Source organism: Streptomyces sp. NBC_00075 (assembly GCF_045041225.1).
Classification (GTDB): domain Bacteria; phylum Actinomycetota; class Actinomycetes; order Streptomycetales; family Streptomycetaceae; genus Streptomyces; species Streptomyces adonidis.
This window is the reverse complement of the sequence record NZ_CP108243.1, coordinates 11470761-11483458: the sequence shown is the minus strand read 5'-3', so window position 1 is coordinate 11483458 and position 12698 is coordinate 11470761. Positions and strand designations below refer to the sequence as shown.

The following is a 12698-nucleotide window of genomic DNA, read 5'->3' as shown; positions in this document are numbered from 1 at the left end:
ACCATGACCAGCACCACCGCGACCCGGCCCGTCCTCCGGCTGGACGGAGTCAGCCACACCTATGTCGGCCAGCGCCGCAGGACCGCCGTACTCAAGAACATCGACTTCAGCTTCGAACGCGGCACCTTCTACACCGTCCTGGGGCCCTCGGGCAGCGGCAAGACAACCCTGCTCAGCCTCGCCAGCGGCCTCGACGCACCCACCCGGGGCACCATCAGCTTCAGCGGCCGGGACCTGACGCGGATCGGCCTCGGCCGCTACCGCAACAAGCACGCCGCCACGATCTTCCAGCACTACAACCTGCTCACCTACATGACCGCCCTCCAGAACGTCACCACCGCCATGGAGATCACCGGTACGAAGCCCGGCCACGGCGGCCGCAGGGCCCGCGCTCTGGAAATCCTGGAGCGGATCGGTCTGGACCGGGACACGGCCACGCGCAACGTCATGCGGCTCTCCGGCGGCCAGCAGCAGCGGGTCGCCATCGCCCGCGCCCTCGCCTGCGACGTCGACATCCTCTTCGCCGACGAACCCACCGGAAACCTCGACGAGGACACCGCCCAGGGCATCATCGACACCTTCCGCGAACTGGCCCACGAACAGGGCAAGTGCGTGATCGTCGTCACCCACTCCCAGCACCTCGCGGGACAGTCCGATCAGGTCCTCACCCTGCGCAAGGGCAAGCTGACGGACGAGGTGAGACCCCGATGACCACCTGACCGTCGTCACCAGGCGGCCGTCAGGCTGATCCGGGTCGCCTCCGCGACCGCGGTCAGGTGAGGGCGCGTGAACATGCTGAAGTGGTTGCCGGTCACCGGAACGACGGTCAGGTCGCCCAGTTCGACCGTGTCCCAGCCGTTGGGCGAGTCGAAGTGCATCGGGACGCGGTGGTCCTCCTGGGCGAGGGGGGCGAACCCCGCCTCCGGTTTGACCAGGACCACCGAGAGGTCCGAGGGTTCGGGCCGGTAGAGCGCGAAGGCCCGCAGGCCCGCCTGGTAGGTGCCGACCAGGTTCACGAGGTGGGACTCGTACGACTGCGGGTCGGGCGCCCCGAGGGCCAGCGCGATCTGTTCGCCCTGCTCGTCCAGGGGCTTGGAACGGTCGACACCGCAGCTGCACCGGTCCGTCGCGAGGCAGGCGATGTGCCGCAGTGCGAGGAGTTCCTCTATGGCCCGCAGGTCGTCGTCGGCCGGCGTGCCCCGGCCGGGCAGCGGGACGTAGGTGTCGAACAGGACGACCCTGTGGACCTTCTCGCCGCGTTCACGCAGGTGGCGTGCCGCCTCGTAGGCGAGCATCCCGCCGAAGGAGTGGCCGCCGAGGTGGTACGGGCCGTGCGGCTGGATCCGCTGGACCTCGTCGGCGAACACGGCCGCGAGGGCCGGCATGTCGTCCAACGGCTCCTCCGTGCCGTCGAGGCCGGGGATCTCGAGGGCGTAGCAGGGCCGTCCGTCGCCGAGTGCGCGGGCCAGTGAGGCGAGGTAGCGGGCGGAGCCGCCGAGGCCGCCCGCGCAGAAGAAGGGGACGGGCGGGTTGAGCGGGAGCATCCGGCGGGGTGCGGGTCGGGTGGTGTCCATCGCGGCCTCCTGGCGGGTGGACGCGGTGCCACCGGTGGATGTGGGTGCGTCGGGTTCCGCGAGATGGCGGGCGGCCTGGTCGATGGTGGGCAGTTCCATGAAGAGGGTGTGCGGGATGCGGTAGCCCAGCCAGTCGGAGAGCCGTGCCTGGAGGGCCGCGACGGACAGCGACTCCAGCGCGTACTCCTCCAGCGGCCGGGCCGTGTCGAGGGAGGTCGCGGGCAGCCGCAGTTCGGCGGCGATGTTGGTGACCAGCCAGTCCCGTACGGCGTCCACGGTCAGCCGGGCGCCGAGCCCGGGAGCGGTGACGGCGGAGCGTTCGGGGGCGGTGGCCGCGGTGGGCGTCCGTGTGCCGTCCACGGGCGGGAAGTGACGGCGGGCCAGGTCCTGGGCGTGGGCGACGGTGCACTCGACCAGTTCGAAGGAGGGCAGGCTGCCCGTGTAGTAGGTGTGGTGGCGGCCCTGCATCGCTTCGAGCCGGTCCAGGATGCCGTCCTGGAGGTCGTCGCTGCCGAAGTGCGGCATGAACGCCCACTGGCGTTCGAGGTGTACGGCCTCCAGCCGTCCGCCGATGCCTGCGATGTCGTCCCGCAGCAGGGGGACGATCTCTTCGGGGCGGCCGTACGAGTAGAAGGTGTGGACGTCGCTGTCCGGGTAGCGGTGGTGGTAGGCGACGCAGTGGCCCGTCGCCTCGCGGGTGTCGTTGTGCTGCTTGAGGAAGTAGAAGGCGGAGTCCGGGAGGCCGGGCGCTGTGGCGACGGTGGTGTGGTAGGTGTTGGCGCGGATCCGCGCGGCGAGTTCGCGCTCGTGTTCGGTGCTGTCCAGGATCGGCAGCACGCGGTCGAGGGCGACGGTCAGCACCAGGTCGTCCGCCTCCACCGGTCCGGAGTCGGTGTGCACCCGTACGCCGTCCGCGTGCCGTTCGACGGACCCGACGCGCACGGCACACCGTACGTCGGAGAGTTCTCCGGCGATCCGGCGCCACAGGGTGGCGAAGCCGCCGGAGATGGTGAACGCGCCGGGGTGGCCCAGGAGTTCGGCCCTGTGGGACAGGAGCCCGGTCATCTCCGCGTACTTGACGAAGTACAGCGCGGGGACGTCGTCGTCGAGGTGGCCGTAGCCGGCCGCGGTGTAGCCGGTGCCGAAGGAGGCGGCCATGGCCTGGAGTCCATGTGCGGCCAGCCACTGCGTCACGGGGGCGGCGAGCGCCTTCGCGGAGTGCGCGAGGCCCGGTTCGGCGATGCGCGGGAACTCCCGCTCCCGCAGGGCCTGGTAGCGCAGGAACGTGTCCCTGCGGAAGAAGGAGGTGTCCTGCGGCAGCACGGCGCCGTGCGCGGTGTCGAGGACCCGGTACGGGGTGGTGGCCTCCGTCGCCACGCCCAGCTCGGTCGCCAACTCGGCGACTCTCTCGTACTGGTTGGTGCAGATGTGGCCGCCGAGGTCGTAGGCGCGGCCCTCGATCTCCACCGTCTCGCACTTGCCGGCCACCGCGTCCCGCTCTTCGAGTACGGTCACCCGGTGGCCGGAGCGCTCCAGTTCGCGGGCGATGGTCAGGCCCGCCGGTCCGGCGCCGATGACCACGACGCTGCGGGATCCGGCGGCGACGGGTGAAGTGGTCCCGGAGGCGGGTCCAGCAGTGGTGCTCGTCGTGATGCTGCGGCTCGGGCGCAGCAGTCCCGCCAGTTCCGGGGGCTGCCGCTCGCCCAGTCGGGCGTAGGACGCGGCCTGGTAGACGAGCGCCCGCAGCTGGTTCAGGGACGCGGTCGAGTGGGGCGAGCGGGCGAGGGCGATACCCAGGTCCGGCGGGGCCAACGCCGGGTCGAAGGCCAGGTCGTTGACGGTGTCGTCGTCGGCGAGGGTGTCGAGGTGTACGTCCCCGAGGTCGAACCAGGGGTACAGGTCCTCCGGCCAGCGGCGCGCCGGGTCGAGGGCGGTCTCGGTGTTTTCGGGGGTGGCGTCCAGGGGGTGGAGCTGGGCCTGGAGCACATTGTGCACGCCGGTGGTGCGGACGCGGTGGCGGAGGTCGTCGCGAAGGAACGCGGGGTCACGTGTGTCGCCGTACGGGCGCGGGATCTCCTCGGGGGCGTCCGGCGGCCACCACAGGTCGCCGTGGTCGAAGTCGCCCCGCAGCAGCGGTTCGTCGGCCGGGTGCACGCGGAAGCGGATGAGCCACTGCCGTCCGTCCTCGGCGACGAAGCCCTGGGGCACCTGGGAGTAGAAGTCGTAGGTGGCGTAGGAGCCGGCGGTCCTGATGTTGTTCCAGATGGTGGACCGTACGGCCGGGTTGTCGCTGATGGTGCGGGAGCGTTCCTCGGGGGTGCCGAAGCTGCGCCGGAAGATCTCGGCGGTGGAGGCGAAGAAGGTCGGGCCGGTGTTGAAGGTGAGGTCGAGCAGGCCGGGTTCGAGTCCGGTGGCGGTGTCGGGGGTGGCGTCGAGCAGGCGGAGGGTGAGTCCGCGGACCGTCGGCCTGACGTCGTCCGTGCCGACCGAGTTGCTGTAGCGGACGAGCACCGGGAAGCGGCGGCCCGGCCGGAGGAATCCGTGCGCGGGCAGCAGGGGGCTGTCGCCCACCGTCAGGACACCGCGGGCGGCCGTGGAGGTGGCGTGGAAGAAACGGTCCCTGCGGGTCGCGGAGGCCACGGTCAGCGCGGACATGTCGATGAGGACGCGCCGGAAGTCGTCGTCGACGTCGTACATCCGCGGGTCGCGGGGACCGGTGGCGAGGATCGGACCGTTGTGGTCGGCGTGGTCTGCGTTCGTCAACGTCGTCCCTCGGTGAACTCGTCGCGGGCAGGGAGGTCGCTCTCGTGCACGGAGACCAGGAGCGTGGTGGTCTCGCGGTCGATCTCGCCGTTCAGGAGTGCCTCCTTGCACACCCGGCGGCGGACCTTGCCGCTGGTGGTCTTGCGGACCAGCCCCGGTCGGCCCAACACGACGGCGTGGCAGGAGAGTTGGTGGTCGGCGTAGACGAACTTGCGGACCGTCGCGCAGATCTCGGCGGCGAGGTCGGCGTCGACCCGCTTCTGGCCCGTCTCGGCGAAGACCACGAGCCGCTCGCCGTTCTCCGTGGCGTCCGCGCCGGCCGCTGTGGTCGCGGTGTCCCCGGGGAAGGTCTCGTCCGGTCCGAGCGCGAAGGCCACGACTCCGCCGGGGCGGACGGCCCGGTGGCACTCCCGGACGCTGTCCTCGATGTCGGAGGGGTAGACGTTGCGCCCCCGGATGATGATCAGGTCCTTGATCCGGCCGGTCATGAAGAGCTGGCCCTCGTGCAGGAATCCCAGGTCTCCGGTGCGCAGGTACTCCGTCGGGTCGTCGTCGCCCGTCACGGTGGCGTGGAAGACCTCGCGGGTCGTCTCGGGGCGTCCGTGGTAGCCGGCCGCGGTGGTCGAGGAGCGGACCCAGATCTCGCCGACGCGCCGGGGCGGGCACGGGACTCCGGTCCCGGGGTCGACGATCCGGATCCGGTCCCCGGGTTTGCTGGAGAAACCGCAGCCGTGGTACTCGACATGCCTTTCCGCGTCCAGGGGGTCCGGGCCGCCGGGGATGTCGTCCACCAAGACGACTTCGCCTTCCGCCAGCGCCTTTCTGTCGAGGCGCAGCACTCCCTGGCCGCGGTTGGTGACGCTCGCCGTGTTCTCCGCGAGCCCGTAGGCGCCGTAGAAAACGTCGGGCCGGATCCGGGACACCAGGAAGGCGTTCAGGAAAGCACGGATGGTCCGGGTCCTGATCGGTTCGGCGGCGGTGATGGCCATTTCCAGGGAACTCAGGTCCCATCCGGCGCGCATTTCGGGGGTGGTCTTTCGGACCGCGAGGTCGTACGCGAAGTTCGGCGCCGAGGTGATCGTGGCTCCCACCCGGGACATGACGTCGAGCCAGATCCAGGGCCGTTGCAGGAAGGTGAGCGGCGACATGATGTGCGTCGTGGAGTTGCCGAGAGCGGTGCTGAGCAGGACGTTGATCAGTCCCATGTCGTGGTACTGCGGGAGCCAGAACACCCCACGGGTGTCCGGGTTGAGCCGGAGGTCGACGACGTTGGCGGCGATCTCGTGGACGAGGTTGCCGTGCGTGACCATCACGCCCTTGGGGACTCCGGTGGACCCCGATGTGTACTGCACGAACGCGGTGTCACCCGGATCGGCCGGTTCGTACCAGGTTCCAGGATCGCAGTCCGTCCTGCCCTGTCTGCCGGAGCGCCGGTCGGTGCGGTACCAGGGGATACGGGGCCAGTTGTGCTCCGACCGTCCGAGCAGTCCGGCGACCGAACCGGCCCTGCGGGAGCGGTCGAAGAGGCCGTTGGTGAGGGCGGCACGTGCGCCCGAGCTCTCCACGATGGCGTTGAAGCCGGCCAGGTCGCGCTTGAGCCGGAACGGGTTCGGGGGGTAGACGGGCACGGGCAGGACGCCTGCTGCCAGGCAGCCCATGAAGGCTTTCACGAAGTCCAGCGAGGGCGGGTAGACGAGCACCGCCCGGTCTCCGGGAGTGAGTCCTGATAACCGCAGGGAGGTGGCGATGTCGTCGACGGCCTCGGCGAGTTCGCCGGCTCGGAGCGTCTCCTTGTCCTCACCGAGGTCGTCGACAAAGGTGAAGAGGAGTTTCTCCGGTTGGGTTTCGTAGAGGTGCCGCAGAGTGGCGAGCAATGAATTGCGCTGCGAGATTCCGAACGTCATTGTGGCCGTCCTGTGAAGGGGAACGCCAGAAGACCGGTGACACCGGTAAGAGTTCAGCCAAGCGATGGTTGCGCATTCAAAAAAATACGACTGGTCCAGTCCATTGTCAACGGCCGACCAAGCGCCCTATTTCCGCCTTCTTCCGCAATGTCCCACAAAGGTGCGGCACCGATTACCTATGAATTCACTGTGACTTCGACGCCCTCTCGCGGCGAACTCCCGCAAAAAAGGAGCGTCGTGCCCGGCGGGCACTTACGCTCCATCGAAAAAATCACGCCCAAGTGGCGGGCCGTACGGCGGGATCCGTCTCCGGATCCCGCCGAAGCCGCCGTGTCTCAGAGTTCGACCGCCACGTACTCCTTGCCCCGGTCGTTCTCGACGACGACCTTCGCGACGTCGTCGACCCGTACGGCCGCGGAGCCGTCGAGGTTGGCGCCCTTGGCCTCGTCGGCGACGAGCCAACTGCCGGCGACCTCGCGGGTGCCGTCCTTGGCCACCACGATCAGGCGGCACCGCTCCCCCGCCGGGATGCCCTTGACGGAGGCGTTGACCCGCACCCAGTCGGCAGCCGGGGTCACCCGCACCGTCATCTGCGTCCCGGTGGCGGCACTGGTCGCCGCACCCACCTCGGAACCGGCGGGCGGTGCGGCCGGGGCGGAGGCCGTAGGCGGAGCCGGCACCGCTCTCGTATCCGTCCCGCCGCCGAAGGACTGGCCGATCAGTACGCCACCGCCCAGCACGGCCGCGGCCGCGACGGACGCCACCGCGGACAGCACCACCCGTCGTCGCCGCTCCACACCCGTACGTTCGCTGCGGGCCTGTCGCAGCGTGCGCTGGAGCAACAGGTCCCCGCCCTCCGGCGGTCCGTCGAGGAACGCCTCCGGCGGCACCTCACCCAGTGCGGCCTGCATCTCCCGCAACCCGTCCAGTTCGTCGCCGCATCGCGGGCACGACTCCACATGTTCGTCGACGGCCCGCACCTCCTCCTCGTCGAGCGTGCCGAGGACGTAGGCACCGAGCAATTCGCTGTCGTGCTGCTGAATGCTCATACCGCCACCTCCTTCAGTGCGACGAGCTTCGCTGTTCTTGGTTTGTCCCTGTACATGTCCCGTAATGCCTTCAGGGCATAGTGTGACCGGGACTTGACGGTCCCGGGCGGTATCCCCAGAGTCTCTGCCGCCTCGTTGACGCTCCTGCCCTGGAAGTAGATCTCCCTCAGCACGTCCTGGTGGTCCGGCGAGAGCCGGTCGAGGGCTTCCATGACGAGCATCGAGTTCACCACGGCCTCCGCGTGGTCCTCCTCCACCGGGGTGGTGGTGACGGACTCCGCGACCTCCGTCGGGCGCGAGGCCTTCGCCCGATGCCGGTCCGTGACGATGTTGCGGGCCACGGTGAGCAGCCAGCCGCGCACCGAGCCCTTGCCGTTGACCAGCACGTCCGGGTGCTTCCACGCCCGGATCAGCGTCTCCTGGACCACGTCCTCCGCTGCCGCGTGATCGCCGGTCAACCGCTGCGCGTATGCGAGGAGGGCTCTGCCGTGTTCCTCGTACAGCGCCCGGATCAGTGCCTCGTCACTAGCAGCTCTTTGCTTGTGCCGAGTGCGGGACCACAGTGCCGCCGCCATCCACTTACTCCCGTCCTCTCCCTGACTGACACGTCCAACACGCATCCCCGAGGAGGTTGGTTCAATGTGGTCTGCGTCACTCGGGCCGGCAGTAGCGGCCCTCGTTGATGCAGGACACGAGCTGTTCCATCCGACGGTCCGTCATGACGTTGACGAACAGACCGTGGTCGGTGACCGGATCGCGCTTCTGCTCGGGGAAGGAGTCCAGGGCGTAGCGCACCCCCTGCGGGACGTCGTACGTGAGGGTGATCCTCAACTGCGGGACGGCGAACGTGGCCCGGGGGCAGACGCCGTTGGCAGCGGGGAACACCACGTGTGAGCGATGGTCGGGGCTGTCCGTGGACAGGCCGTCCCAGCAGCTCGGGAAGTCCAGCGTGCGCGTCGGCCCGCTGCCCTCGGGGCACAGCGTGTACTTCACGGTGAAGCGCTCCGCGTAGCCGGAACACCCCCACTGCGCGCGTACGCGGCCGGGCTCGTTCACCGTCGCCGCCACCGGGTCCCCGGTCACCATCCGCAGGAACCGGGGCATGCCGACCACCTCGCTCGTCGGGCTGCCGCGGAACTCCACCCGGACCGAGGACGCCACCAGGATCTCGCCGGCGTTCCCGTCGATCCCGCCGCCCACGGCGTGCGCATCGCTCCCGGTCCGGTCCAGCCGTCGCAGAACCGGCCAGTAGTACGTGGACCGGTCACCGCCCACACAGGTGGTCGCTGCCGCCGCCAGACCCTCGTTGGTCGACAGGGCGTCGGCCGTCACGTTCCCGACGTAATCGTGCACGTGATGGGCTCCGCCCGTCAGCCCCGGGGAGATCACGAGGTTGTCGGCATTGCGATGACCGTTCTCGTTGCGTCCGCAGTCCTCGGTGAAGGATCCCCTGGAGGCGTCCGGTCCGTCGGCCGGGACGGCGGTGGCGGGAACCGCCGAGATGTCCACGTACCGGTCGGTCGACGGTGCCGCCTGTGCCGATGTGGGGTGGCCACCGAGGCCGAGGATCCCCACGGCCAGCGCCACGCACACACCGAGCACCACGGGCACAACGACCTGTAACGACCGGGCTCTTGAACGGAGGAATCGAATCCACACGCGAGCAGAATCCCAGCAATGTCCAGACCAATCAAGCCTGCCCTTGAGCCATCAGGTCTGGTTGACGGGTTTCCTGCTCCTGACCGGCCGGTCAGGAGCAGGCGGTCAGTGGAAGAGCTGGCCGCGCACCGCCCCGTCGGGGAACTCGGCGGTGTGCAGGTTGGCGTAGAAGCCGGTCGGGCGCTTCTTCAGCTGCTTGAGCACCGCGGTGTCCGCCACCGCGACCGAGCCCGAGAGGGCGAAGATGTTCTGCGGTACGGGTGTCGTGAACAGCGGCACCTTCACGGCGCCGTTCTTCCCCAGCACGCCCTCGTGGATGTGGCCCGCGACCGGGGCCGCGATGTTCACCCAGGCCAGGGAGTAGCCCACCGAGCGACGCCCCGGGTGCAGGAACGCCACCGCGTGACCGTCCCGGTCGCCCACCGCCTTCGGGTCCTCGGCCGGAACCTCCTGGCTGCCGTCTGCGAGGGCGCGCAGGCTGCCGCCCCTGATGATGGCGAGCGGGTTGATCGACCGGCCCGTCGGCTTCAGTTGACCGCGCACCGCTCCGCCGGGGAACTCCGCGCTGTGCAGGTTGACGTAGAAGCTGCCGGGGTCGGTGCGCAGCCGTTCGGCCAGCGCGGCGTCGTTGACGGAGGTCTGGCCCGCGGCCGAGTCCACCCCGGCGGGCATGGCGGTGGTGAACAGTCCCGTCTTGACGGCGCCGTTGACGCCGGCCTTGCCCTCGTGGATGTGGCCGAGGGTCGGCGCGCCGATGCCCTGCCAGCTCAGCGCGAAGGTGACGCGGTCGCCCTTGACCTTGACGAGGGCGACGGCCTGGCCGTCCTGGTCGCCGACCGCCGGGCCACCCGGCGTGGGCACTTCCTGCGCGCCGTCCAGCCGCGCGACCAGCGAGACGGCTCGGGCCTTCGCCGACACCGCCGACAGCGGCTTCGTGGCCGTGGTGGAGGCGGCGCCTGAACCGCTGTGCCCGGTATGACCGGTGTGGCTGTCGTGGGCGGCGGCCGGGACGGCGGCGGCTCCGGCGAGCGTGCCCGCGGCGAGTACGACGGCCGAGGCGGCCGAGACGAGGGCGGAATTCCTGCGCATTTTCTTGGACCTTTCCGAGTGCGGGTGTTGCTTCGAGCACCCAGCACACGGCCACGGCGGTACGGAGGTTCAGAGAAATTCCGATTGAACCCGTCGCGTCGGACGCACGTGTGGGAATCCGCGACGCGCTTTCGCGGGCAGCCACGACAACGAAAAGGACGGTCGACATCATGCGCGCACGGACCACACGGATCACTCTGGCGGCGATTCCCCTGACCCTGCTGGCCCTGACCGCCTGCGGCGGAAACACGGAGGGCACGGCGGCGGACAAGCCCGCGAGCCCCTCCGCGCAAGGCGCCGGGCAGACCGTGAAGGTGGCCGGCTCCGACCTCGGCGACATCCTGGTCGACCAGGACGGCCGTACGCTCTACGCCTTCACCAAGGACAAGGCCGGCACCAGCAACTGCGACGCCGACTGCATCGCCGTCTGGCCCGCGCTGACCGGCTCGACCAAGGTCGCCGCAGGTCCCGGCACCGACACGAAGCTGCTGGCCACGGCCGCCAGCGCCGGCGGCGCGGTGCAGGCCAGGTACGGCGAATGGCCGCTCTACTACTACGTCGGCGACGCCTCCCCCGGTGACGTCAACGGGCAGGGCCTGGACGGTGAGTGGTTCGTGCTGGGCGCGGACGGCAAGCTCATCCGAGAGAGCTGAGAGCTGAGAAAATCTTCGAGAGAACCTTCGGGAGATTGAACCCCCTTCCCGCGCAGCCCGTGTTCACGGCAGCAGCGGAAGACCTGCCGACCGACCGCGCCGGACGCGCCGTCGGAATGCACCGCTGAAGCGGATGTCCGTCGACGGGACGGATGTTCCGCCATTCACGGAAACCCCTGAAAACGGGGGCGGGCTCCGTCGCGCCGAAATTCAGATACGGAAGAGGGAAACAGTCATACGCAAGTTGCAGGGAATTTCGGTGACGGTGGCGGCGTCGGCGGCGGCAATCATGTTCGCGGCCGGCTGCGGCCCCAGCAGGACGACGCGGCCAAGCCCGCGGGCGCCGCACTGAGCGCCTGCCCCACGTGCGACGGGGACTGCGCCAAGACCTGGCCGCCGGCGGCCAGGGCGGGAACCCTGGCTGGGCCGGGGTACGCCAGACCGGCCGCGAGCAGCAGGACGGCGGCCTCCCACACGACGACCTGTCCGAGCCGTACGCCGAGCAGCGGGCGTTACGGGCGGTGCCCCCTCCTGGAGCGCGGAGGCGCGTCCGCTGTCCGTTCCGCGATCGCAGTCCGATTCCCCATCCTCTGGCGCCCTCCACGCGGCTTGTGCAGCGTCGCTGGAAGCACGTATGGATGGCTCCGCCGGATCAACCGGGAATCGCCGGGGCGTAGTTGCGTGCGCAGCGCGGCGCACGGAAACGGCGAGGACCGTGAAGCGCGCGGTCGAGAACGCCTCGGTGTCTTCTGGCCGACCGGCGGGACAGGTCGCCGGAGGTCTCCGAGGTGGTGCCGCTGTTCTGCCTCCGCCGCTGCCCGGCCTTGGGCGTACCGACGTACGGTCCGCCCCCGGCCTCGTCGAACGGCCCGAGGAACCCGGCGCCGGTGGCACTACGCTCCTGTGTCGTGCAGAAGACGCGCCTCGACACCGCCCGGATCCGAGCGGCCCGCCGACTGATCGACCCGGTCTTTCTCGACACTCCGCTGTACCGCTGCGAGGCGCTGGAACCCGTCCTCGGGTGCGGCGTGAGCATCAAGCTCGAAACGGCCAACCCGGTCCGCAGCTTCAAGGCCCGTGGCACCGAGGTGATCGCGAGCCTGCTCGCCGATGAGGGATCGCGTGCCGTGGTGTGCGCGAGCGCGGGCAACCTCGGCCAGGCCCTCGCGTGGTCGGGGCGCGGCCGGGGGCTCGATGTCACCGTCGTGGCATCCCGTTTCGCGACCCGGGCCAAGCTCGACCGTATCCGCGCGTTGGGCGCCGGGCTGGAACTGGTGGACGGCGACCACGAGTCGGCCCGCGAGCGGGCGGCGGCCATCGCACGTCACGAGGGCATCCGGCTGGTCGAGGACAGCCTGGACATCGAGACCTGCGAGGGCGCGGCGACCATCGGACTGGAACTGGTGGAACCCGTGGAACGGGGGGACACCTCGCCGTCGTTCGACACCGTCCTGATCGCTCTCGGCGGCGGGGCGCTGGCCACCGGCGTGGGTCATGTGGTGAAGGCCCTGGCACCCGAGGTCGAGGTGATCTGCGTCCAGCCGCTGGGCGCACCGGCGCTGACCCGCTCCTGGCACCGGAAGCGCGTGGTCACCACCGACTCGACCGACACCATCGCCGACGGCGTGGCCGGCCGGTATCCCATCCCGGCCGTCCTGGACGACCTCCTTCTGGTCGCCGACGACGCCGTACTGGTCCAGGAGGCGTCGATCATGGCCGGTATGCGGATGCTCCTCGACCACGCCGGCCTCGTCGTCGAACCCTCGGCCGCGCTGGGCATCGCGGCGATCATCGAGGACCGCGACCGCTTCGCCGGCCGGCACGTCGTCACCATCGTGTGTGGCAGCAACGTCGACGTCGACGCCTACCACCGCTGGATCGGCGCGGCCCCGATCGACAGGCCCTGACAACGGCGCGCCACAGACGCCACTCGGAACACGAAACAGCACCCCCTACCAGGTGTCACGCCAGCGGGTGGGTATCGTCCGCCCCGATGCCCCTGGTCCG

9 protein-coding genes are annotated in these 12698 nt (G+C 70.0%); 3 read left to right on the top strand and 6 right to left on the bottom strand.

Annotation, left to right across the window (positions count from 1 at the left end):
• Positions 1–3: 3 nt before the first annotated feature.
• Complete coding sequence (locus OG787_RS50550) at positions 4–711, top strand: ABC transporter ATP-binding protein (protein WP_369034979.1); 708 nt, start codon at positions 4–6, stop codon at positions 709–711.
• A gap of 14 nt (positions 712–725) precedes the next feature.
• On the opposite strand, the gene OG787_RS50545 is transcribed toward OG787_RS50550, so the two are convergent.
• The 6 genes from OG787_RS50545 to OG787_RS50520 all read right to left on the bottom strand — a co-directional run bounded on the left by OG787_RS50545 (position 726) and on the right by OG787_RS50520 (position 10038).
• Positions 726–4337 carry an alpha/beta fold hydrolase gene (locus tag OG787_RS50545; RefSeq protein WP_405540206.1) on the bottom strand — a complete coding sequence of 1204 codons (3612 nt, stop codon included), beginning with the start codon at positions 4335–4337 and terminating at the stop codon, positions 726–728.
• A complete protein-coding gene (locus tag OG787_RS50540) occupies positions 4334–6241 on the bottom strand; it encodes a fatty acyl-AMP ligase (protein WP_405540204.1) in 1908 nt (635 codons plus the stop codon). Before OG787_RS50540 ends, OG787_RS50545 begins: the two co-directional genes overlap by 4 nt.
• Before the next feature lie 335 nt (positions 6242–6576).
• Positions 6577–7290, bottom strand: coding sequence for an anti-sigma factor family protein (locus OG787_RS50535; RefSeq protein ID WP_405540203.1), 714 nt, complete (start codon positions 7288–7290; stop codon positions 6577–6579).
• Positions 7287–7865, bottom strand: coding sequence for a sigma-70 family RNA polymerase sigma factor (locus tag OG787_RS50530; protein ID WP_369034975.1), 579 nt, complete (start codon positions 7863–7865; stop codon positions 7287–7289). Before OG787_RS50530 ends, OG787_RS50535 begins: the two co-directional genes overlap by 4 nt.
• Positions 7866–7941: 76 nt before the next feature.
• Positions 7942–8895 (bottom strand): DUF1996 domain-containing protein, encoded by a 954-nt coding sequence (locus tag OG787_RS50525; RefSeq protein ID WP_405540202.1) that lies wholly within the window; start codon positions 8893–8895, stop codon positions 7942–7944.
• Between the two features lie 159 nt (positions 8896–9054).
• On the bottom strand, positions 9055–10038 hold the full coding sequence (locus tag OG787_RS50520; RefSeq protein ID WP_405540201.1) for a CHRD domain-containing protein: 984 nt from the start codon (positions 10036–10038) through the stop codon (positions 9055–9057).
• Positions 10039–10208: 170 nt separating this feature from the next.
• Between OG787_RS50520 and OG787_RS50515 the strand changes: the two genes are divergently transcribed.
• Together OG787_RS50515 and OG787_RS50510 are read left to right on the top strand one after the other, a co-directional pair.
• A complete protein-coding gene (locus tag OG787_RS50515; RefSeq protein ID WP_405540200.1) occupies positions 10209–10691 on the top strand; it encodes a hypothetical protein in 483 nt (160 codons plus the stop codon).
• A 908-nt stretch (positions 10692–11599) separates the two neighbouring features.
• Positions 11600–12598 carry a threonine/serine dehydratase gene (locus tag OG787_RS50510; RefSeq protein ID WP_405540199.1) on the top strand — a complete coding sequence of 333 codons (999 nt, stop codon included), beginning with the start codon at positions 11600–11602 and terminating at the stop codon, positions 12596–12598.
• The last annotated feature ends 100 nt before the right edge of the window (positions 12599–12698 follow it).